General features: G+C 53.7%; 14 protein-coding genes. 10 read left to right on the top strand and 4 right to left on the bottom strand.

All coding sequences use genetic code 11. The features are described 5' to 3' along the window. Position 1: 1 nt before the first annotated feature. Positions 2-628, bottom strand: coding sequence for a hypothetical protein (locus LOC67_RS01960; RefSeq protein WP_230260806.1), 627 nt, complete (start codon positions 626-628; stop codon positions 2-4). A 381-nt stretch (positions 629-1,009) separates the two neighbouring features. Here LOC67_RS01960 and LOC67_RS01955 point away from each other — a divergent pair, with 381 nt between their 5' ends. After that, positions 1,010-2,254: an ABC transporter substrate-binding protein gene (locus LOC67_RS01955; RefSeq protein WP_230260804.1), complete on the top strand. Its 1,245-nt coding sequence runs from the start codon at positions 1,010-1,012 to the stop codon at positions 2,252-2,254. Next, positions 2,251-4,911 (top strand): ATP-binding protein, encoded by a 2,661-nt coding sequence (locus LOC67_RS01950; RefSeq protein WP_230260803.1) that lies wholly within the window; start codon positions 2,251-2,253, stop codon positions 4,909-4,911. The genes LOC67_RS01955 and LOC67_RS01950 overlap by 4 nt, the downstream gene beginning before the upstream one ends. Before the next feature lie 50 nt (positions 4,912-4,961). Here the strand turns inward: LOC67_RS01950 and LOC67_RS01945 are convergent, their stop codons facing one another. From LOC67_RS01945 to LOC67_RS01935, 3 genes are all read right to left on the bottom strand, one after another. Beyond that, positions 4,962-6,401: a DUF1501 domain-containing protein gene (locus tag LOC67_RS01945; RefSeq protein ID WP_230260801.1), complete on the bottom strand. Its 1,440-nt coding sequence runs from the start codon at positions 6,399-6,401 to the stop codon at positions 4,962-4,964. Continuing rightward, the gene (locus LOC67_RS01940; RefSeq protein ID WP_230260799.1) at positions 6,391-10,491 is read right to left on the bottom strand and encodes a DUF1553 domain-containing protein; all 4,101 of its coding nucleotides are present in this window, start codon (positions 10,489-10,491) and stop codon (positions 6,391-6,393) included. Before LOC67_RS01940 ends, LOC67_RS01945 begins: the two co-directional genes overlap by 11 nt. 117 nt (positions 10,492-10,608) lie before the next feature. Beyond that, positions 10,609-11,940, bottom strand: a complete 1,332-nt coding sequence (locus LOC67_RS01935) for a sulfatase-like hydrolase/transferase (RefSeq protein WP_230260798.1) — start codon at positions 11,938-11,940, stop codon at positions 10,609-10,611. Positions 11,941-12,781: 841 nt separating this feature from the next. On the opposite strand from LOC67_RS01935, the gene LOC67_RS01930 reads away from it, so the two are divergent. The 8 genes from LOC67_RS01930 to LOC67_RS01895 all read left to right on the top strand — a co-directional run bounded on the left by LOC67_RS01930 (position 12,782) and on the right by LOC67_RS01895 (position 24,428). After that, positions 12,782-15,508, top strand: a complete 2,727-nt coding sequence (locus LOC67_RS01930) for a DNA translocase FtsK (protein WP_230260797.1) — start codon at positions 12,782-12,784, stop codon at positions 15,506-15,508. Positions 15,509-15,666: 158 nt separating this feature from the next. Further along, on the top strand, positions 15,667-16,539 hold the full coding sequence (locus tag LOC67_RS01925; protein ID WP_230260796.1) for a hypothetical protein: 873 nt from the start codon (positions 15,667-15,669) through the stop codon (positions 16,537-16,539). 122 nt (positions 16,540-16,661) lie between these two features. Continuing rightward, entirely contained in the window at positions 16,662-17,552 is an 891-nt protein-coding gene (locus LOC67_RS01920; RefSeq protein WP_230260795.1) for a homocysteine S-methyltransferase family protein, read from the top strand. Between the two features lie 361 nt (positions 17,553-17,913). Beyond that, a complete protein-coding gene (locus LOC67_RS01915) occupies positions 17,914-20,232 on the top strand; it encodes a DUF1592 domain-containing protein (protein ID WP_315861021.1) in 2,319 nt (772 codons plus the stop codon). A gap of 2 nt (positions 20,233-20,234) precedes the next feature. Further along, positions 20,235-21,578, top strand: coding sequence for a DUF1552 domain-containing protein (locus LOC67_RS01910; protein WP_230260794.1), 1,344 nt, complete (start codon positions 20,235-20,237; stop codon positions 21,576-21,578). A 291-nt stretch (positions 21,579-21,869) separates the two neighbouring features. After that, positions 21,870-23,144, top strand: coding sequence for a PQQ-binding-like beta-propeller repeat protein (locus LOC67_RS01905; RefSeq protein WP_230260793.1), 1,275 nt, complete (start codon positions 21,870-21,872; stop codon positions 23,142-23,144). 7 nt (positions 23,145-23,151) lie between these two features. Beyond that, a complete protein-coding gene (locus LOC67_RS01900) occupies positions 23,152-23,433 on the top strand; it encodes a DUF167 domain-containing protein (protein WP_230260791.1) in 282 nt (93 codons plus the stop codon). Between the two features lie 23 nt (positions 23,434-23,456). Further along, entirely contained in the window at positions 23,457-24,428 is a 972-nt protein-coding gene (locus tag LOC67_RS01895) for a threonine/serine dehydratase (protein ID WP_230260789.1), read from the top strand. The last annotated feature ends 467 nt before the right edge of the window (positions 24,429-24,895 follow it).

The raw sequence follows: 24,895 nt of genomic DNA, 5'->3' as shown, positions 1-24,895 counted from the left end.
GCTACTGCGTAATCCTTTCCGATCCGATCGCCGATGCGGTACGAACCGGAACTTGTTGAGTGCCGATGCCGTCGTTTTCATCACTTAGTTGAGCCGAAACGACGGTCGATTCTGCTGGCTGGGCAACCGAATTGGCGGGCGTTCCAAAGGCAACCGCGTTGGCAATAGTCGCGCCTTGTCCAGCATCGGTGATCGTCGCTTGGGTCGGGACAAACCCTTCGACCTTCTTGGGAAGCTTGTACATTGCCCCGCTCGCCCCATCGACGATGATCCCGGGAACGCCCCCAACAACTAAGTTTCCAACAATCCAGGGATCAGGTTTTGCCCTGATTTCTTTTGTTTGACTTGTGTTGGAACCGCCTGCGAAAACGACCGAGTATTTCGCGGGAATGAAGGGATAGCGTTTGGCATCGAGAGTGACCTGCTGAGGAGTCACACCCTGTTGAATGACATTATTCTCCTGGTCAATGACAGAAAAATAAGTCGGGCCAGGCGGGTTGTCGATCGTCACCGGATAGCGTCTTTCGCTAACCAAAGTCGCACATCCGGAGCAGAGGGCCAGGATCATGATCCCAAAAATAAACGCTGGTGCGAATCGTTGATAACGACGGAGAAACATCTGGTGCATGAAGTTTGGTTGACACAAGTCGAGCAATTAGTGGGGCTAACTGCTAGCGTTTATCAAGGCATCTGACTCCTCCGCAAGAGCAGGTTGGCTAACCTTCGCCAGACGCATCTGGAATGTCTTTGAAACAGCCTATTCATCAAACACCAAAGCAGACCTACATTTAATTGCACGAGTTCGGCGGCTGAAGCAAACTTGTAAGGCAACTCCTTACATCAGGCCTTTCAGGGGGGCCGTTTCAGCCGCTCTAAGGGAGAACCCCTGTACAAAGGCGACAATGTTTCTTCGACAAGTATCTTTCGATACCCCAAGTTGACCATGGAATCATTCCGCACCGATCCGGAACGACAAACACATGGATTCTGGCGACCGACTGGAGCTACCATGCCACGGTTCTTTAAATTCGACTCAACACACCTCACCTTCATCGCTGTAGTCACATTCAGTTTGATTGGAGTTTGCCCGACCAAGGCAAACGATCCAGACAAGCCGGTCAATGGCGAACCATGGCGAATCGGAATGTCCGCTGCATTTTCGGGACCGGCGAGCGCGCTTGGAAACGGGATGCGGCTGGGGATCGAAACATACTTCGACTACGTTAACAATCGTGGGGGCGTCCACGGACGAGCGCTGGAACTGATCGCGTTAGACGATTCGTACGAGCCCAGCAAGACGGCTCCGAATATGCGGACGTTGATTGACCAGCACGATGTCATGTGTGTGATCGGAAACGTCGGAACGCCAACCGCTGCGGTCGCAGTACCGATCGCAAACGAGAAAAAGATCCCGATGTTCGGTGCGTTCACCGGCGCGGGTTTACTGCGAAAATCGCCTCCGGACCGGTACGTGATCAACTACCGTGCGTCATATGCCGAAGAGACGGCAAAGATGATTCAGGGTGTTGTTAAAGAACTGGGCATCTCGCCAAGCGAGGTTGGCTTCTTCACTCAAAATGACGCTTATGGCGATGCCGGTTGGAAAGGCGCCGTCAAAGCACTAAAAGAAATTGGCTTTGAGGACGCAGAGTATCTTCCACACGGGCGCTACACCCGCAACACCGTTGACATCGAAGACGGCTTAAGCCGCTTGATGGATCCACGCGAATCTGTCAAAGCGGTCATCATGGTCGGGGCCTACAAACCGTGTGCGAAGTTCATCAAAACCGCTCGTCAGCACTTCTTTAATCCGGTGTTCCTGAACGTGTCATTCGTTGGGAGTTCATCGCTGGTCGCGGAACTGGGTGACCAGGGCGACGGAGTCATCATCACACAAGTCGTACCGACACCAACAAGCAACACCGATGCGGCAATCGAATTTCGCCGCATTGTTCCTGCCGAAAGTCAGAACTTTGTCAGTTTAGAAGGCTTCCTTGTCGCAAAAGCATTTGTCGAAGGGCTGCAATTGGCAGGCCCCGATGCGAGCGCGGAAAGTTTTATTGATGGGATCGAAAGTGGAAAACCAATCGATTTGGGTCTTGGGTTTAAACACCAACTATCCAAAGACGAGCACCAGTTCAGTCATCAAATCTGGCCAACGTCGATTCGCGACGGGCAACTGATACTGCTAGAAGATTGGAACCAAGCGATCGTTGACGCAGACCAATATACGGTTGAGGAGACGTACCAGTGACCCTGAATTCCGGAAGTAATATTGAACGCAACGTCAAGACGATCGCCGCGCTCGGGGCGTTCGTTCTTGCAAGCATGATCGTCACGATATGCGTCGTCCAACACACCTTGGGCAAATCGATTACGCAATTGTCCGATGATGTGGTCCCCATCCAAAGTCAATTGGTCGAACTGAACGACTCGGTCGGCCGAATGTTCTTGAGCCAAAGCAATCTCGAGCGACTCAATCGCAACGAAATTGAGCAGCTTGAAAACGACAAGCACGACGAAAGCGTCGCACTAAATACATTGGAGCGATTGCACGATCAACTCGGCGACCCTGAGATCGTTTCAAACCCGCGTTTCCCGAAAGAAGCGGCATCGCGTTTGGACGACGAAGTTGATGGATTCCTGCAAGCACGTCAGCATCTCTTTGACATTGCCAAACAAACCGACGAGTTGGGTTCGCAATTCCAAAAATCGCATTCTGGAATCGATGCCGACCTGAATTTACTGTTGCAAGAAACAGCCGCGATCTCCGGTATCCTGCGATTGAACTACGTGCTGGAGATGCGTGAAATCGCACACCACCTCGCCACTGGCGAACCTCACGACGACCATGTCCGAGGTTTGATCGTCGGTGATACCCGAATCCAAACCGAAGCGATCGATGCATTCAACCTTTCGGCGCAACAGCTCAATGCGCTTGCCGGTCGCATCGCGGCTGCCAAGAACATTGATGTACTTAATTCGCTGTCGGCCAACGAAGTCGCACAAACCACACAGAAACTGCAAAAGTCACTCGATCAGATCGAACGCGTCTTAACCGATGAAGCGTTCGGAGATCGGTTGGAAATGCTCAAGAAGCTAACCAACCAATTGATCTCGCGAATCGACGCCTCTGGCTCGAACCAAACCTTGGCATCGAAACGTCGCGAGATCCTGCTACGGACCCTTGACCTTTATGATGTACAGCGACGTGCCGAACAGTCGGCGCATGCTCTTCAGCAATGCACGTCGGAACTGACAGCGTTTTCCGAAGCATTCGCCGAAAACACCAGCCAAACGGCTGAAAGCACAATCGTGATCAGTCGCACGGCAACCGGCCTGATCGTCCTGATTGGTTTGGCAAGCATGGTGATCGCGGCGATCCGAGTTCGCACCAGTGTGCTGGATTTACGCACCCAAAACCAAAAGCTAAGCGACCTGTCCAACAGCCTTGCCGAAGTGAACAGCGGCCTGGAACAAGCGGTCAAACAACGAACCGCATCGTTGCAATTGGTACTTGATAGCACCGGTGACGGGATCTTCACTGTCGACACCGACGGAAGCATCCTGCCGGAACGCTCCAAGGCAGTTGTCGAATGGTTTGGCGAACCTTCAGAAAATGCCAAGTTCTGGGACTACCTTGCGGGCGAAGACTCTTCTCTGTCAGACGACTTCTGGATGGGCTTCGAGCAAATCGTCTCGGAAATTTTCCCATTCGAAGTTGCTGCCGCGCAGGCCCCTTCACGCTTGGACCACAACGATCGAACCTACGAACTTGACTATCGCGAAGTCTCGACTGACGGAACGCTAAACCGTGTCCTGATTATCGTCAAAGACATCACCGCACAGCTGGAAGCGGAACGTGCAGAACAAGCGATCAAAGAATTGCAGGACGTCATCGGCAACCTACTAAAGGATCGCGATGGGTTCTGTGATTCCATTCGTGAATGCAACAAGCTGATCGAAGACGTCAAACACGCCAAAGATTTGATCACATCTCGACGCATTATCCACACCATCAAAGGTAACTGCGCGATCATCGGATTCCGTTCGATTGCCAAATTCATTCACGAGTTGGAATCCGTTCTGGAAGACGAAAACCGCCTGCCGAGTGATATCGAAGTCGAATCACTTCGAGGGGTTTGGGATGACGGTTTGAATCGCATGGGAACCTTCCTGGACACATGCAACCAGGGAACCATCCAGGTCACACGATCTGAACTGGAACACGTCGTCGACCTGCTACGCAGCGAAGCGGAATACAGCGACATTCTGCCATTCGTCGAGCACTGTTTGCTGGAACCGGTTGACCTACAACTGAAACGACTTGCTGACCATGCGGCCAGAATTGCTGTTCAGCTCGACCGTGTTGTGCAAGTGCATACCGATGATGGAGGCCTTTGTGTCCCTGGCGAACGCCTGAAGTCATTCTGGCCAACGCTTGTGCACATTGTTCGAAATGCAGTTGATCATGGGTTGGAATCGCCTGATGAACGCACCGCTGCAGGAAAAGAAGAATCTGGACATCTGCGATTCTCTAGCGATGTCAAAAACGGCTGGATCGAAATTCAACTCAGTGACGACGGCCGAGGCTTGGACTGGGATAACATCCGAACCAAGGCGACCTCGTTGGGAATCCCTTGTGAAACAGACGAAGATCTGATCAAAGCGATGTTCAGCGACGGCTTCTCAACACGCGATGTGGCGACCGATTATTCTGGTCGAGGTGTCGGACTCGGTGCGGTAAAGGCAGCCTGCGAGGAGCTCGGCGGAAGCCTTTCGGTCCAATCCACCGTCGGTAGCGGCACCACATTCATCATTCGCTTCCCCTGGGAAAAAGGCATGCAACTGAGCACGCCTCGTAGCAGTTTGACGGACTCAACAGAGATCGCCGAACAACAGTCGATCTAGTATTTTCTATCCGCAACGGCCAAGGACTTGAACAAATCTGCCAAGTCCGTCTATGCGATCACCGGCATCATGACTTCGCCGTGGACATCAGTCAGCCGGAAATCACGCCCGCTATAGCGGTACGTTAACTTGGTGTGATCGACACCAAGCAAATGTAAGACCGTGGCCCAAAGGTCATACACGGTTTGTTTGTGTTCGACGGCATAGTAGCCGAGTTCATCGGTTGCACCATGCGTCACCCCGCCCTTGATTCCACCGCCGGCCATCCAGACGCTGAAACCGAACGGGTTGTGATCACGCCCGTTGCTGCCTTGCGAAAACGGTGTTCGGCCAAACTCGCCTCCCCATACGACCAAGGTTTCGTCCAACAAGCCTCTTTGTCGCAAATCTTTAATCAGCGCAGCGATCGGTTGATCAACTTGTCGGCTCATCGTCCTGTGGCCGGTTTCGAGTCCACTGTGTTGATCCCATGGATTGGGTGCCTGCCCCCCGCCGACGGTTTGCGGTAAGCAGCTCAATTCAATAAACCGAACACCTTTTTCGACCAGACGCCGCGCCAATAAGCACTGTCTACCATAGCCGGCCATCTGAGAATCATTCGAGTCCAAACCATAGTCGCGTTTGGTCGCCTCCGTTTCATCAGCCAGGTCGCAAAGGTCCGGCACAGACGTTTGCATCCGAAAGGCCGTTTCATAGTTTTTGATCGCGGCTTCGACTTGCGCGTCATGCTGCGTCATCGCGGCATATTGGTTGTCCAACACCGATGCCAGGCTTAACCGTCGCTGTTGCATCGCTTCTAAACCCAGCGGACGAATGTTTCGGATCGCGTCCTCGGCATCGGCAACCAAAATCGACCCTTGATGCTCTGCCGGAAGATAGCCGCTGCTAAATAAGCTGACGCCTCCGTGTGGTGCCGTCGCGCCTTGGCTTTGCAAGACAACGAATCCAGGCAGCTCGTCGGTCTCACAACCCAAACCATATGAACACCACGCACCGGCACTGGGATGCCCCATAAAGGGAAATCCGCTGTGCATCACGAAATTCCCTTGTGCGTGCTCGTTTACCGCTGTCGTCATCGATCGAATCACGGCAAGCTCATCGGCAACGCTTGCGATGTTTGGAAACATATCGCTAACTTCAAGTCCCGACTCGCCGTGTTGGCTGAACTTGAATGGGCTAGCCATCACGTTGCCATTGTTGTTGAACTGCGTCCTTTGCACTTTCACCGGCATCGGCTTGCCGTGCAATCGCGAAAGCTCTGGCTTGGGGTCAAAAGAATCAACATGCGACACTCCCCCGGACATGTAGCAAAAGATGACATGCTTTGCCCGCGGCGGTCGGTGTGTTCTTTCGAGCGCCGCGCCGGAAGGCAAGGCAACGCCATCGCTCGTCGATCCAAAGGTTCGACCACCGGACATCATCGCGGCCAGCACGGTGGCGCCAAATCCGGTTGAAGCCGTTTCTAAATATCGTCGACGACTAACGAACATAAATCATCTCCTTCAACAGAAACATCGAACGCGCTAATTCCGTATAAGTCTGCCGCTGAACATTGTCATCGAGCGAATCGAGCGATCGCAATTCGGCACGAACATCCGACAACTGCTGCTGTGCCTGACGATATTCAGTTTTCTGCTGAGAGCTTAAACGTTCGATTAAGTCGTCATCAGAAAGGTACTCGGGCATTCGTTCAGCAATCAAGGCAACTTGGCTTTCGTCCAAAGCCACGTCGTAGATTGCCGCACGCAAAATATGACCAGACAGTGAGCGGTTCCCAACGGCGGGCAAATGTCGAACGCCAAAGCTGAGCAGCGTCTGACCGCTCGGGTACAGGACCGGTCCGGAACTTAAGTATGGCTTACCGTAAGGCTTGCCATTTCGGTACATCGCGATCGCTCCGTCGGCGTGATACGACACCATCAAGTGCACCGCCCGATCGATCGCGTCGGACTCTGGCACCGTGTTAACGTCCTCACTGCGACGATGGAGATCACTTCCCGCTAGCCAGCGTCGCGACTGGCGTTCTCCATAGACAATCGAATCAAAAACGCGTCCGTTCTCGGTTTGCACAGTCACGACACCGCCGCCGCTTTGGTCCAACGTCCCTAGCTTGACAAATGCTTCTAACGTTTTCTCGCGCAAGTCTCTGTTGATGGGACCGGCGACGGCATAGGATCCTTGCTTAACCGATAAACCCTGACTGTTGAACAATGCCTGGTCGCCAAGAACTTGCTTTCCTGCAGCCTCGCCTCCCTCGACCCTGGCGTCGAAGCCGCCGATGGGATCCTGTAAACCCTTGGTAAAGTCCCAGGCTGCGATTGGCTGAACCGATTCGTGAATGTCACTTTCCTGGTTGACCATCGATCGCGCAAGATCCAATTGCGACGACAGGAACTCGCTCAGTTTTTTTCGTTCCGTGTCGAGTTCACGTCGGCGATCGATCAGTCGTGAAACGTCTGAGCTTGTGAGGTTCAAAAACGCTTTGAGTTGATCCAATTCGTCATCGGTCACTTTCCGAGAAGTCACCTGATAGAACATTTTCGAAAGCCTCGCTTCGTCGGTATCAAGCGATGTGTCGGCTAAAGTTTTCGCTGCCCAGCTTCGAGCCCAACTCGCGACCTGTGGATCGTTCATCAAAGCTAATGACTGAGCCGGAACATTGGTCACCGATCGCTTTCCAACCGTTGCGAACGGTTCGGGAAAATCGAAAGCTCGCAAAAACGGATCCAGTGCATTCCGAATAACCGAGACGTACAAGCTTCTCCTGGGCACCCCCGATTTGACAGGCGGTCCATAGATCGACTCATCGAGCAATCCCGAAACGAAAAGCATCTGGTCGCGAATCGTCTCGGCCTCTAAGCGACGCTGATTTGAACGAGCCAGGAATCGATTCAGTGGATCACGTTCATGAACTTGGGCGGTCGCTAAAGATGATCGCTGCCATGCCTCAGTCAGTACTAGCTCTCGAATCAAGGTCTTGATTGACCAACCGTCTTTCGAAAATTGATTGGCCAAGTAATCCAACAATTCTGGGTGCGATGGTTTCTCGCCAAGACGTCCAAAATTGTCGGGAGTTGCAACAATCCCTTGACCGAATAAGTGTGTCCAGATTCGATTGACAATGACTCGACGCGTCAGCGGGTTGTCGCTTCGCAAGCAGTCTTCGGCAAGCTGAAGACGCCCGCTATCGACTTCTTGATCAACTCGCTCCGCGTACGGGGTCGGATCGATCGCTTCAAGAAACCTGCGAGGAACCGGATCGGCAAGTTGCTTATGATTGCCTCGCACCATCAATGGGTGATCGGTGGGACTGGATTCGTCCAATGCCGGAATCCGTGTCGGAACGGGAATCGTTGCCTCCAACTCTCGGTATCGCAGGACGGCCTGTTTCGCATCTCGCAAATGATCCAAGCGGTTTTCGAGCAACGAATTTGTGAGCGCTTCGTTCAGCACCAATGCCTGTCCGTCACTCGCATTGCCTTGCTTCCATGCCTCGATTGCTGCTTGCAAATAGTTTCGATACATCGACACCAAGTCTTCCAACGACTTGGGATGATGATCTGCGGAATGCAAAAACTCGCCGATCAATTCATCGTTCTGCTTCGGCGGAACCCAGTCGTCGTTTGCAACCACGACGCGTCGAACCCCCATCCAGGATCGATCTTGTCCTGAAGTCAACAACGGCGCATCGTGCGAGGTTGCCGCTTCGATATGAATCGAATCGCCTTCCCAATAGCTCACGTCCAATGGTCGCCACTTCCAAGTCGAATCCAAATTCGTTCGTTGGTAGACGGTCCCGTTACGCGGATAGTCGTAGACGACATATCGATTGGTCGCCCCCGCCCCGCCAATCGATTCGACCCAAACCTTTTGTTTGGCTTGAAGTGTCACATCATCACTGGTGAACCGCCCCGGCAACTTTTGTGAATGCAAGTGCGAATAAATGCCGGCGGGATAAATCCCAGTGATGACGGAGTCACCTTGTGATTCGATGGCAAATTGTCCTGCCTTGGCACGATGCGTTTCCCGATGCCCGAACCATCGATCGAGGCCGGTGTTCTTCCCCAGATCCCATTCTTGGTTGACTTGAGAATTGCTAATCAATGATGAATCGATCGCATCTGGTGTGATGCCGTGACTGTGGCGGTACTGTTGCCAAGCTTCATCGAACGAATGCCCTTGCGACATGCTCTGCTTGATCGCATGTAGCGGTGCTAAGAACCCCGCTTCAACTTTTGCAAAGTCGTCACCGCGCAGACGGTCGGCTAAATCGTCGAGCGAACGAAGCCACTGCTCAGCAACCGCTGCCTTTATCTCGCCTTTTAACTCATCAAGTTTTGGTGTGACCGAATACAACCGATCCGGAAGATCGATCACCGCTCGGCCGGGACGGCAAGATTCCAAGATCCCGAATAGGGCATAGTAATCCGCTTGGCTAATGGCATCGAACTTGTGATCGTGGCAACGAGCACAGGATACAGTCAGCCCTAGAAACGCCTTGCTGAAGACATTGATCTGATCGTCGGTAAATCGCACCCGTTCGTCGTATGCATCCGTCGGCGCAAAACCATGAAAGACCATGCGCCAGTGAGCAGTCCCGATAACGGACTCGTTAATTCCGAGCTCGGTATTGATCCGCGGTTGCCGAAGCAGATCACCCGCAATGTGTTCTCGAACCAACTGATCGTATGGAACATCGGCATTGAGGGCACGAATCAGATAATCTCTGTAATGCCATGCGCCTTCGATCTTAGGATCACCTTCGCTACCGTGTGTTTCCGCATAGCGAATCCAATCCATCCAGTGTCGTGCCCACCGTTCGCCGAAATGATCACTTTCAAGCAAGCGCTCGACTAGCGAAGCGACCTCCTTCTGGTATGCCTCATCACCGGATTGTTTTGCACTGTTTAAACGATCGATCCACCGTTTGGACTGATCAACCGTCGGAGGCAGCCCGATCAAACTGAGAAACAGCCTTCGCACGAGAACTTCCGGTGATGCCTTGCCAGACGCTTGCAGTTGTTCGGATTCAATTCTCGCATCGAGGAATCGGTCGATCGGATGGTTCGCCGTACCGGAAGGCACATTGACATCAGCGATTGGCTGAAAGCTCCACCATTGTTTGCGGCGACGCAGCTTTTCCGTCCAAGACTGCGTTTGCGATCGCTCTTCGGCTGTCGGTGGCTGATCGCGTGGATCGAAAGCCCCTGACTGAATCCACGTTTCAAAATCCCGAACAACACCCTCGTCCAGTTTGGGACCACCGTCAGGCATTTCCAATCCAGGAATCTCGTGCCGTAGAATTGCGATCAAGCGACTTTGATCAGGGGCACCGGGAACAATCAACGCATCAGGAACACTTCCGCGCCGCATCCTCGCGCGCTGATCGGCAGCGAACTCGCCTTCCGCGGCATCGGCGGTGTTGTGGCATTCGTAACAATGCTCCACCAGTACCGGACGGATCTTGGATTCAAAGAACTCCAGCTGATCGGATTCCGCCGCATCGCAGTCGCGGAAATCAAAAGCGGAACAGCAAAGTGCGACTGAGAAGGCTGCAATGAGATGACGTGCGTTCGACATCAATCGGGCCGCCAAGCGAAAGAAGGTTAAAAAGGCGGGAGGTAGGAATCACTACCCTAAGCCCTTGGCGGCGCGTTCGCAAGTTTGGCCCCGGAATCTCGGTCCCGGGAAGGGTTGCTACTTCAGCGGTGGCATTTGACGATTGAAGGATTGCCAGCGATTGATTAGCTCACTTAGCTTTTCCGGTTGTTTGGCGGCCAGGTCACGTTCTTCGCCAATGTCGCTTGCCAGGTGGTAGAGCTCAAAGGGCTGGCTCTCGCCCGGTGAAACGACTTTCCAGTTACCGCTCCGCAGGGCCTTTTTGCCGCGTTGCATCCGCCAAAAAATCGTTTCGTGACCTTTCGCCAGCGGAGAATCGATCCAGCTCATCAGACTGACGCCATCGACGTTCTCCGGAATTGGCAAGCCCGCGACATCCAGTGCCGTTGCGGCGATGTCCAGACTTAGGATCGGTCGTTGCTCGACAACACCTTCGGGAAGTCGATCCGGAAAGCTCCAGACCATTGGAATCCGAACCCCGCCTTCATAGAGCGTTCCTTTCCCGCCGGCGAGTGGCTTGTTGCTGCTGGTCAGCTCTTTGGTCGGCCCGCCATTGTCGCTTAGGAACACGATCATGGTGTTTCGCCGCAAGCTATGCTCATCGATCGCATCAAGCAGTTGCCCGATACCACGATCCATGGACACCAACATTCCCGCAAAGATTCGTCGCTGGACATCCTCAATCCGCTTCAACGCTTCGCAGTCCTCCAGTGGCGCTTGCATTGGACTATGAACCGCGTTGTAGCAAACCATCAGGCAGAACGGAGACTCGTGGTTCTGCTTGATGAACTCAACAGATTCGTCCGAGATCGCTTCAGTCAGGTAGCGAGACTCTTCAATCACATCTTTGCCGCGCAAGATCGGATTGTCTTGATCGTAAGCCGGCTCGTTGATTGGTGCGTAGTTGCCTCGAACGAAGTTGCCGTCCTGGAGCACTGAACCGGCATCCAAAGACTTATCGCGTACCATCGTCATCACGTTGGCGAACGAATCGGGATGCTCAACCGATCCTGGGACATAAAAATGCCCTTCGTGCAAAAAGCCATAAAACGATTCGAAGCCTCGCTGCATCGGGTGCAGATCCGCAACAGCCCCGAGATGCCACTTACCAACCAAGCCCGTCTTGTAGCCAGAGTTTCGCAGTTGTTCGACGAACGTTGTCTCGGTCAATGGCAATCCGGAATCCGGCAACAGGTTTCGAGCCCCTGTCGGGTTCTGGTCATATCCGAATCGTGACTGATAACGCCCAGTCAACAAACCGGCACGCGAAGGGCTGCAATAGGATGACGTCACATAGCCACTGGTACAGCGAATCCCACGGTCGGCCAGGCTGTCGATATTCGGTGTCGGAATCTCGCGGTTTCCCATCATTCCCGTTTCGCCATAGCCGAGATCGTCCGCAACGATCACGACGATATTCGGCCGTGAAACTGCCTTAGTTTCTTGAGCCGAAAGCGAGCTTCCGATGGACACTATGGAAATAAGGAAGCACAGATGGATCGCCGAGAAACAGCGACGGGGAATACAACGATTAGAAATACAGCGAATCAAGTTCGTCATCTTTATCGGGGCGTTTGGCTGGACGTTATCTGGCTGAACGTTGCCTGGCAGAACATTGCCGAGACACGAAAGCTATGGTGACCAAGCCAGAGATTAGCGGCTGGCGACAATGATCTGGCCAACAAACAGCCAAACGAAGGTGAACAGGATTCCGAACGCGGTATGTAGCAGTTCAATCGACACGATGGTCACGTCAGAGAAATGAGGGGAAGATCAACATTCGACTTGTGGCAAGAGTGCTTCCATGTTGGTTGATTGTGGAATCGTGTTTCACGACGCCGATCAATCAGTCGCCCCTCGTGAGCGACCGGACTTGGATAGGTGACTGAAGCGTGTTCAGGCATCTTCCAAGTCGCTGCCGCATTAATTCTTACCGCGTTCTAAGCACCGTCGAATGAAAACGCGCTGGTGGTACAAGAATACTGCCCGATGTTTCACAGGCGTACCGACTGGCAAAGGTTTACGCCACAGCCAAAGATCAACGGTTTGGCAAACTTCGCAGGCTGTATCAGCGATTCAGCTTGATCGGATCAACCTTCACACCTTGAAGGAACTCATGCGGTTGACTTTAACGTCCGATAGCGACAATGACCGATTCTCCTTCGCCCATTACATCAGCGTGCCTAACGTCAATGCGTTGTTGATTCGTTCATCAAGGCACATTGCAACGCAATAAGAATTCGGAAGCTGCATGTCGGCTGATCTAGTCAACGAATCCTCTACAGAGCCCGACTTCGCCCGCGATGTCGGGTCGATCTTGTTGATTGCGCTGACAGTACTTTTGACAATCTCTTTGGCAACGCGAGATCCCTCGGACCCGATCGATATCCCTTTCTGGCCTATCAGCGCGATCCACGTTCCTGACGTGTTGGTCTATCCGCCCGGACAGTCAATATCCAATGCCTGCGGTTACTGGGGCGCGTTGATCGCTTCGGCGATGACACACTACTTGGGCATGGCTTCGGCGATCGTTGTTGCGGGGCTCGGCGGTGTTTCGATCGCTTTGCTCCGGCGTGGTCAGTTGCGAGCTCCCGTTCTGCGTTCCCTTGGCGGAACCATCGTGATCGCCTCGGTCGCAACCGCTTCGGCAATGATGCCGATCGCGGATGATGGGATGTCGCTTTATGGCGCCGGAGGAATCCTGGGTGCGATGACATCCAGTTGGTTGCTAGAGCACTTCAGCAGCGGTGGCGCTTGGATCTTGACACTGACGATGCTTGCCGTCGGGACGCTGCTGACGACCGACTACGCGATCCTTTACGCGACGCGAAAAATCTTCGCCGGTGGTGCGCAAGTTTCAAGAACCGGAATGGAAAAGGCCGCTTCCGCCCTGCCACCGATGCTGCGTGGCAAACGGAAGCCTTTTGATGAAAAAGCCACGACGTTCGCCGAATCCAACGCAAATCAGGCGACGGCGACGCAGGCAACCATCGCTGAAGCACCGAGTGAAGTAGAGGTCGACGAAACTTCTGACGCAGCCGAGGTCGAGGAAGAAAAGCCAGAGCCGCGAATCAAAGTTCGTGCAGGATCGCGTCGTCAAAAACCAAAGGAAGAAGTCGCCGAATCAGTCGAGGACGATTCCTCGGGTGAAGACGAAACGTACGCTGAGTACGACGAAGAAGATTACGAAGCGGAAGAATACGAAGACGAATCGGCCTATCGCGAATTAGAAGTCGAGGGAGAAACACAGCAACTGCGTCAGGACTCCGAGCATAAACTGCCCGGTCCTAAGATTCGCATGCCCAAACGCAGCAAGAGCGAAAGCGAGTTAGACAAAGTCTCGCGGGCGATGATCGAGCAGTCACCGGCTACCGCTGAAGAATACCAGCTGCCCCAGATCGAGTTGCTGGAAGCCAGCGATGACATCGACTATGAAGAGCAACTGAACGAAGTCCGGCGCAAAGCAAAAATCCTTGAAGCCACGTTTGCCGATTTTGGATTCAACATCCGAGTCGTCGAGATTGAAACCGGACCGGTCATCGCCCAGTACGAAATCGAACTGGAAGCTGGTCTACGATTGAGCAAAATCACAGGCCTTGCCGAAGACTTGGCTATCGCCCTTCGTGTCCCCAGCGTTCGTATCGTCGCGCCGATCCCTGGAAAGAATACCGTGGGGATTGAGGTTCCGAACGAGAAACGACAAGCCGTTCGGCTGCGCGATGTGATGGAAGAGTCGGACACCAATTCATTGAAAATGAACATCCCGGTGTTCTTGGGTAAAGACGTCTCGGGAAATCCCATGGTCGTCGACTTGGCCAAGATGCCTCACCTGTTGATCGCCGGTCGAACAGGAACGGGTAAAAGTGTCTGTTTGAACTCTATCATCACATCCATGCTGATGACGCGTGGACCGGATGAAGTTCGGATGCTGATGATCGACCCCAAGATGGTCGAACTTAGCGGATACGGCAAGCTTCCTCACCTGATGCACCCGGTGATCACCGACATGCGCAAAGCAGAAGCGATTCTGGCTTGGGCGGTCGAGAAAATGGAAGAGCGTTATTCGCTGCTTGCCAATGTCGGCGTTCGTCATATCAACAGCTTCAATGACCTTGGACGCGAAGAGATCCTTCGTCGTTTGGAAGTCGAGCCCGAAGACGACGACGGAAGCGTTCCTGACAAGTTGCCATTCATCGTCATTGTTGCTGACGAAATGGCTGACTTGATGATGACCGCGGGCAAAGACGTCGAGCAACACATCATTCGCTTGGCTCAGAAAAGCCGTGCGGTCGGAATCCACCTGATCTTGGCAACACAGAAACCAACGGTCGATGTCATCACCGGTCTGATCAAAAGTAACTTGCCGGCACGACTGAGCTTCCAGGTCGCCAGTAAGACTGACAGCCGAGTCGTCTTGGACGAAAACGGTGCGGACAAACTGCTTGGCAACGGTGACATGCTGTTCCTATGGCCCGGGACCAGCACACTGATCCGTGGTCAGGGCACCTACCTGTCCGACGATGAAATTGATGCGATCTGTGCGCATTGCAGCATGCGTGAACAGAACTTCGTCGGCGAATTGATGAATCTGAAAGTCAACGAAGACGAAGATGGCGACGGCCCATCACTCGGGTCCGATCGGCCCGACATTTACGACAGTGCGGTCGAAGTCATCATTCGTGAAGGACGCGGTTCTTGTTCACTACTGCAGCGACACTTGGGAATTGGCTACGGACGGGCGGCAAAGCTGATCGACTTCATGGCCGAAGACGGCATCGTTGGTGACTACAACGGCAGCAAAGCCCGCGAAGTTCTGCTGTCGATCGAACAGTGGCACGAAATGCAAGGTTTAGACCCTCCCGAATCAGACGAGGACGACGAAGATCCATCGATGTCTGAAATGGACGAGGCCGATTCGTACGAAGATGATGAAGAAGAGTACGAAGACTACGACGAAGACGAAAAGGAATTGTCGTAGCAAAGCCCCGTAAGGCCGCCCGTTCAGAAGTGGCCACTGCCGAACCACCGATTCTTTGCCGCTTTTTCTGGTAGCACTCTCGCCCCCCATTCGCTTGGAACTTGAACGTTCGGTATTCGCCGAATTGCAGTTCCTTAAATCAAGCAAAGGGAGACGGGATGATGGCACGCAAAGATCACAATCGACGTATCGGTTCGGGTTTCCAACAATTCGATCAGCGTTTGCTGATGGCCGGTGACGTTCAAGTCTGGATGAGCGGCAACGATCTGAGAATCGTCGGCAACGGATCAAGCAACCGGGTTGATGTTGCGCAAGTCGGCAGCGTCATCCGCGTTACAGGAAACAACTGGTACGGCGCGACATCGATCAACGGTGGAAATGCCCCATTCGAAATCAACGCATCCATCGTCGATGACATCTTTGTCGATATGAATGGCGGAAATGATCGCGTGTTCGTGAACAACATCGCCCTAACGAACACTTCTCACGGCGACCTAGTCATCGACACTGATAGTGGCGACGATTTCGTCGGTGTCTACAACAGTATCGCGCGTGACATCACTGTCCGGACACACGCCAATCATGACGACGTGATTATCGCTTTTTCCACCGCCACCGACGATATTGATGTCGAACTGGGCAGCGGAAACGATGAACTTGACCTCTATCAAGCTGCCGCCGGTGACTGGATCGATATCGATGGTGATACCGGCAACGATGATGTTGCGATCCAGTTTTCTTCAGCAGCCGACAAGCTATATGCAGACATGGATGCCGGTGACGACGTTGTCTGGATCAACGACGGCGACTATGAAGACATCGAAATCAACGGCGATAAAGATGATGATCGCGTCACATTGCAAAGCGTCAACGTCAACGATGACTTAGACATCGAACTGCATGACGGCTACGATCAGTTGTACATCTACAACACGATGGTTGGCGGATCGATCAACCTGGATGGTGGGGATGACCCTGACAAAGTCGGTGGAAGTGGCAACAACTTCAATGTTTACACGTTATTCAAATAGCCGTTGCTACTAAATTCAACGCTGATCGCCAGTTGCCCCACCGGATCAAAGCCCGAGGGTCAATTGGCGAAAGGCGATGATCAGCTCGCAGCGGCAGAATACTGGAGGCAGAGCACTGACGAATGACCAAGACTCGGTTCGAAACGTTTGCTTCCGGTCGTGACATCATCATTCTCGATGGACCGATAGGGACCGAACTGACATTGCGTGGAATCGACACTCCACCACCGCTATGGAGTGCCGACGCGATTACAAATTCGCCCCAAACAATCTCGGCAATTCATCAAGACTATGCCGCAGCGGGTTCGAGAGTCCATACGGCGGTAACGTTTCGGACGAAGTGTTCAGATGCCGGTCATCAATGGAAAAGGTTGACCGAGCAAGCAATCAACATCACGCGTGATGCGATTCCCAATGATCATTTCGTCGCTGGCAGCATTTCACCAATCGCGGATTGCTATCGCCCCGATCTGTCACCGCCGGATCCCATCGAGCCACACCGCAGAATGGCAAATCATTTGGCCCAGTGCGGATGCGATCTGATACTTTGCGAAACGTTTCCGCATTCAGGTGAAGCCATCGCGGCGCTACGAGCTTCCGTGACAACCGGGCTTCCGGTTTGGTTGGCCATGACCGCCGGCCCCGAAGGTGACTTGATGTCTCCCGACCAGATGTCTGAAACCGCCAAACGAGCCGAGCAAGAAGGAGCATCCGCGATCCTGATCAACTGCACGCCCGCAACACAGACACAGCGTTTTATCGATGCGTTCGCGGACGCAAAGCTTTCCGTCAGATTCGGAGCTTATGCCAACGCGGGTAGCGTGCACGATCAGATCGGCTGGCAAACCAAAGATGTGCATGCGACCGAACGCTACTCACGATTTGCTAAAGGTTGGATCCAATCGGGCGCGACGATCGTCGGCGGGTGCTGCGGCACTCGCCCTGAACATATCTCAGCGGTTGCCGAAGCCATCCTAAACACCGAAATTCCGGGTCACACAAACGATCCCTGAACGATTCGATCTTCAGCCAGTTGACGAAGGGCAGTCACCAATGAATGCGGCAACCCAACATCCGGAAAGTCACTGCCGACACCTCGGTCGGTCATTGGACACCCAACCAATTAGGTGGGCTATCTATTGAAGACGCAGAACATTCCGGTCCTGCGGCTAGCGAGATCCCCTTTTTTGAATCTCCCGTGCCACTGGGAAAGCATTTATTGAGCATGAACGAGGCGTCATTGCGTTCTGAAGGTAGAATATTTCACAGGAAGGGGCTCATTCACGCAGGGGCATTCGGTGAGCGTACGTCAATTTGCCGCCTCCCTCTGCTGATCGATTCGCTACTCGCTACGAAGCTTTTCCAAAACTCTGCATGTTTCGACTATCTCCGCAGAACGGTCATCGGCGTCTCTGGACCAGCCTCATACTGGCAATGATGTATGTCGGCTTTTCGGCAGGAATGAGCGACGCCGAAGATGACACGCAGCGTGAAGCCCGTTTCCACGACGAACTGCTGCCGTTGCTTCGTACCTATTGCTTTGACTGCCACGACCAGGGCAGCGAGATCGACCTTGAAGTCGATTCAAACGCGGCCAGCATCAATACGAATCGAACGCGGTGGATGCAGGCGATCGCACACCTACGTCTCGGTACGATGCCGCCAGAAGATGGTGTGGAAATGGCCCCCGAGATCCGGTCTCGTATGATCGAGTCGATCGATTCGCTCGCCAATGCGGTCAACTGCGTTCGCAATCCGAACGCGGGCCGAGTTGCCCTTCGAAGACTGAACCGAACCGAGTATCGAAACACGATTCGCGACCTAACCGGTGTGGACTACCAGCCTGCCGACGACTTCCCCGGCGATGACGTTGGGTATGGCTTTGACAACATCGGTGATGTGCTTTCGCTTCCGCCGATCTTGATGGAAAAGTATGTCGATGCGGCGATGGAGATCGCGGGTGAAGCCATCTATGCTCCGCCACCACCAGAAATTTTCGAACTCCAACGGACCGCTTCTAAACTGATCGGTGCAGAGAAATTCGGTGGGTCGTCTCCTATGGTGATGGCGTCCTCGGGAACGGTCGCCCTGCAAGCCGACCTACCCTTCGGCGGACAGTACGAGCTGGTCCTAACCGCAGGTGGTGATCAAGCCGGTGATGAACCGGTCAAAGTCGAACTGAACTGGGGTAGCAAACCGCGGATTGTCGAAGTCACCAGCGACGATGCCGAAGACATCACGATCCCGATTCGCCTGGGGCGCGGTGAACGAAAGATCGAAATCAGTTTCATCAATGATTACTATGAAAAAGACGTCGCCGATCGAAACTTTCATTTGTATCACGTCAAACTGACCGGGAAAGAACAACGTGACACACACATCGATGCGTCGAAGTTGCCGATGAGTCATCGGCGAATCGTATTCGTCTCGCCCTCGCGTGAGGTGAACGAAGAACAAGCAGCCTCCGCGATCCTATCTCGCTTCGCGAGTCGAGCCTTTCGTCGCCCCGCAACGAAAAGCGAAGTGAGTCGCCTAACCGATCTGGCGATGGAAGTGCGGAAATCTGGCGGACTGTTTGAAGACGCGATCCAAGTTGGAATAGCCAGCGTTTTGGTTTCGCCCCATTTCATTTTCAAAGTCGAACGACCGCGTGAGCCCGATGCCGAAGGCAAAATGCCGTCGATTGGCAATTATGAATTGGCGACGCGAATATCGTATTTTTTGTGGAGCAGCATGCCGGATGACGAGTTGCTGATGATGGCCCACCAAGGCACCATCCGTGACCGCGCTCGCTTGCTTCAAAAGATCGCGTCGATGATTCGTGACCGCCGCTCCAATCAGTTCGTCGATAACTTTGCCTCGCAATGGTTACAACTTCGAAACCTTGAAAAGCTCGATCCAGACACGCGGCTGTTCCGTGGCTTTGATGACGAGATCCGAAACCTGCTTTGGCGGGAAACGCTGACGTTCTTTGCCGGCGTCATGCGAGAGAACATGCCGGTGACGACTTTGCTAGACGCGGACTTTACCTACCTCAACGAACCACTCGCAAAGTTCTATGGTATCGCCGGAATCGAAGGCAACGAGTTCCGCAAGGTATCGCTGACAGGAACGCCACGAGGCGGCTTGTTGACCCAAGGCAGCGTTTTGGCGGTGACCAGCAACCCGACCCGAACCAGCCCAGTAAAACGTGGGAAATGGATTCTGGAAAACCTGCTCAACACACCGCCCCCACCGCCGCCCGCAAACGTTCCGGAACTTGAGCGTGGACAGCTGGCCGGTACCCTTCGCGAACGTCTAGAACAACACCGTGCCAACCCCGCATGTGCGGCCTGCCATAACATGATGGACCCACTGGGTTTCGCACTGGAAAACTTTGATGCGGTCGGACGCTGGCGAACCAGTGACGGTGTTGACCCGATCGATGCGACCGGTGCATTTCCGAATGGGACGACGTTCAACGGAATCGATGACCTGCGACGGCTGCTTAGCACCGAACGCAAGGAAGATTTCATCCGCGCGATCGCCGAAAAGATGCTGGTCTATGCCATCGGACGTGGGACCGAATACTACGACAAATGTGCGATCGATCAGATTGTCAGTGATTGCCATGCGGGAGACGATCGATTCGCGTATCTCATCGTGGCGATTATCGAAAGCGATCCATTTCAAAAACAAGGTCACCGAGAATAACAATGCCTAAACCAATCTCACGACGAACCTTGCTGCGTGGTGCCGGTGTTTCGATCGCCTTGCCATTGCTGGATTCGATGTCACCGACACGATTGCTTTCGGCCGCCAGCACGCCCAATAAGACACCACTGCGGATGGCGTTCTTCTATGTCCCCAACGGCATGCACATGCCGGACTGGAGACCTGCACAAACGGGATTCAAGTACGACTTGACCCCGACACTGGAACATGTCGGTGACTATCGCGACCAGATCAACGTGCTTAGCGGATTGACGCTAGACGGCGCCCGTGCCCACGGGGACGGGGGCGGTGACCACGCCCGCAGTGTTGCCGCGTTCTTGACTGGTGCACACCCGAGAAAGACCAATGGTGCCGACATCCAAAACGGCATCTCGGTCGATCAAGCCACCGCGCAATACGTCGGCGACCGAACTCGGTTTGCGTCGTTAGAACTCGGACTCGAAGCGAGCGCGCAAGCGGGAAACTGCGACAGCGGTTACAGCTGTGCCTACGCATCGAATATGTCATGGCGTGGCCCCACCAACCCGATGGCAAAGGAGATTGATCCGGGCGCGCTGTTCGATCGACTGTTCGCTGGCCAAACCGTCAAAGAAACAAAGACGGCGCTATCGATCCGTGAGAAATACCGCAAGAGTATCCTGGACTTTGCACTCGAAGACGCAAAACGACTGCACCGCGTCCTACCCGAAGTCGATCGTCGCAAGATGGACGAATACCTCTATGCCGTTCGCGATGTGGAAAAGCGACTCGGCGGAACCGAGCGACTACGACTAACCGAAGATGGCGTTCCCGATTACCCGCGTCCCAGTGGCGTCCCGAAGGAACTCGATCAACACAGTGACTTGATGATGGATATGGTTGCGTTGGCATTTCAAACCGATAGCACTCGTATTCTGTCGTTCATGTTTACCAACGCGGGAAGCAATCGCAGCTACAAGCAAATTGATGTTAGTGAAGGCCATCACGAGCTTTCGCATCATGGCAAAAGCGAGCACAAGCAGGCTCAAATCGCCAAGATCAACCGCTATCACCTGGATCGATTTGCATACTTGCTCGGACGCCTACGCAGCATTCCTGAAGGCCGATCAAACTTGCTCGATAACAGCATGATTGTTTACGGCAGTGGTATTAGCGACGGTGATCGCCACAACCATGATGACTTGCCGATCCTGCTGGCAGGCTCGGCCGGCGGTCGCATCAAAACCGGTCGACACATCGCGTACGACAACGGCACGCCGCTTTGCAACCTGTATCTCTGGATGATGCATCAAATGGGAGCCGAAGCGGAAAAGTTTGGCGACAGCAACGGTGTCTTGACGATCTAGTGCAAACCGATTTCCATCGCTTCTGACGTCAAATACAGAAGGCACTGCTGCAGCGCCGAAATGTTCAGTGGCCTCGAAAGTACCGCGGAACCCGGCGTAATGACCGGGTAAAATGACTGGGGATCGTTCTAAATGCGATTCCGTCTATGATACAGTCGGCCGGGCTACTGCCAATCGCCGCCTACATATCGTTCCCGTGGGAACGATCGACTCAAACGTAGGCTTGATTAGGTATCGCCCTTTTACTGAGTCGAACGATCATCTTCCCGCCAAACCATGCTGTCGGTCTACATGCGATCCATTCAATTTGCGTTCGTCGGTCTGTTCCTATTGGGTGCTACCAACCTTTCGGCTGAAGACTGGCAACAGTTTCGCGGACCGACCGGGCAAGGCATCTCCGAATGTCAAAATGTCCCGACGAAGTGGAGCCCCAGTGAAAATGTTGTTTGGACGTTCAATGATCCTGGCAAAGGCTGGTCTTCACCGGTCATTCAAAACGATCGCGTTTACATGACGACCGCAGTGCCGCTGGGCGAAGAAAAAGTCTCCAGCGAAAGCAAAGATTCTCGCAAGGTTGAAATCCCCTATTCACTCAAAGCGATCTGCCTGAACGCGAAAACAGGCGATCTGCTTTGGTCCACGCAAGTTGGCGAAGTCCCTGCGGAAGCTTCTTCGCACCCCAAGAATTCACATGCCAGTGGTACACCGATCGTCACCGAAGATCGCCTTTACGTTCACTTTGGCATTTATGGAACAGCGGCATTGGACTTGGATGGCAACTTGATTTGGCAGCGTGCAATCAAGTTCAAACCGGTTCATGGCTGCGGCGGTTCGCCGATCGTCTATAAAGATGTGCTGATCTTCAATTGTGATGGTGGCGACCACGCGTTTGTGATGGCGCTCGATAAAGCGACTGGTGAAGACCGCTGGAAAACGGATCGGTCCGTTGACGCGAAATTAAAGTTTTCGTTTTCAACACCTTTGGTCATCAATACCGACCAGGGCGATACCTTGGTTAGTCCGGCAAGCGATGCGGTCTACGGATACGATCCGAACACGGGCAAAGAAAAATGGCATGTACGTTATCCTAAAAAATGGTCCATCGTCCCTCGCCCGGTCTATGCTGGCGGTTTGGTTTTAATTTGCACCGGATACGTTGGTAAAGCCGAATTGTTGGCGATTCGCCCCGGCGGTTCGGGAGATGTCACCGACACACATGTTGCATGGCGAGACGAGAAATTCGTTCCATTCAACCCTTCACCGCTCGTTGTCAACAACATGATTTTCACCGTCAGCGATGACGGAATCGCATGCTGTCGGCAGTTGTCTGATGGTGAAATCATCTGGAAGAAACGCCTCGGCGGTAACTACTCCGCATCGCCATTCTTGTCGGAAGGTAAGATTTACTTTTTGTCCGAAGACGGCGTCTGCACGATCATCCAAGCCGCGGACGAATTCGAGGAAGTCGCGACGAACGAGATCGAAGAACGAACCCTCGCATCGATCGTCCCGCTAAATGACGGCCTTCTTTTGCGAACCGCATCGACCCTTTATCGCATCGATTAATTCGAACATGATCGAAGTGGCAGTTCACGCTAAACCGGGAGCGTCAAAGAACGTCGTCGGTGGAACACACGATGGCCGGTTGCAGGTTCGCGTCACCGCACCGGCAGACAAAGGCAAAGCCAATGCCGCGATCCGTAAAGTGCTCGGCAAAGCACTTTCCATTCCGCCCTCATCGATCGAATTGATCAGCGGCGCGACCTCAAGACAGAAGCGGTTTGCGATTGATGCCGATGCACAAACCGCGGATCGTATCCAAAACGAGTTACAGCGTCTTATGACAAGCGGATAGCTTGTCGATGGAGCCCCAAGACTATGCCAGGCCAACCTTTTGCGATCGGTATCGATGACGTTCGAAGTGCCCATCAACGAATCCGAGCGCACATCATTCGAACGCCTTGCCTCTTTCACGAGCGACTGTCAAATCGCCTCGGATGCCAATTGCATTTCAAGGCTGAAAACCTGCAACACATCGGTGCTTTCAAAGCTCGCGGCGCAATCAATGCAGTGTTGCAATTGAACGAGACCGACGCCGGACGCGGTGTCGTCACACATTCCTCAGGCAATCACGCCGCAGCGCTCGCTAGGGCCGCAAGCATCCGTGGGATCGATGCCCACATCGTGATGCCGCATAACTCGTCCCCCATCAAAATTGCTTCGGTGCAAAGCTACGGGATCGAACCGATTTTTAGCGAACCTGACTCGCAAAGTCGTGAAGCGAAGGCATTCGAAGTCCAAGCCCAAACAGGTGCAACTCTGGTGCATCCCTATGACTGCGCTGACGTGATGGCCGGCCAGGGAACTGTGGCCATCGAAATATTGGAGCAGGTCGAGAACTTAGACGTCATTTTGGCTCCTGTCGGTGGCGGTGGGCTATTGTCCGGCATCTTGATCGCCGCAAAATCGATCCGGCCCGAGATCCAGGTCATCGCTGTCGAACCTGCCTTCGCCGATGATGCGGCTCGTTCGATGCAGAGCGGTCAACGAGAAATGCCAAGCCGCTACGATACGGTCGCGGATGGTTTGAGAACCGGATTGGGGGAGTTGACCTTTCCCATCATCCATCGGTTGGTCGACGACATCGTCCTGGTCAAGGAAGAAGAGATCCTTGCCGCGACACGTGAAATCGCCGAACAAGTCCACCTCGTCGCCGAACCATCGGGTGCGGTCGCCTATGCGGGATTGAAATCGGATCCAGAAAGGTTCCAAGGCAAACGTGTTGCGGCGGTTATTTCCGGCGGCAACATCGATTTCAAAGGATGCCAGCTCGGAACGCCGCTCAAGTAACCGTCGCTAGCGCGATCGCGGCTCAGAGCAACCGACCCATCTGAGCCGAAAAGGCGCTAGCCTCGGTTAAGTGTCTCGCAAGAATTCACCTGCTAACAGCAAGACTCTCAAACAACCGTCGCTAGCGCGATCGCGGCTCAGTGCAACCGACCCAACTGAGCCGAAAAGGCGTTAGCCTCGGTTGAGTGTTTCGTAAGAACACACCTGCTAACACCAAGACTCTTAAACAACCGTCGCTAGCGCGATCGCGGCTCAGTGGATCCGAACCACCTGAGCCGAAAAGGCGCTAGCCTCGGTTCTGTGTCTCGTAAGAACACACCTGCTAGCAGCAAGACTCTCAAACAACCGTCGCTAGCGCGATCGCGGCTCAGTGGACGAACCATCTGAGCCGAAAAGGCGTTAGCCTCGGTTTTGTGTCTCGTAAGAACACACCTGCTAACACCAAGACTCTTAAACAACCGTCGCTA

This window comes from Stieleria sp. JC731 (assembly GCF_020966635.1).
GTDB lineage: Bacteria > Planctomycetota > Planctomycetia > Pirellulales > Pirellulaceae > Stieleria.
This window is presented reverse-complemented; position numbering and strand designations above follow the sequence as displayed.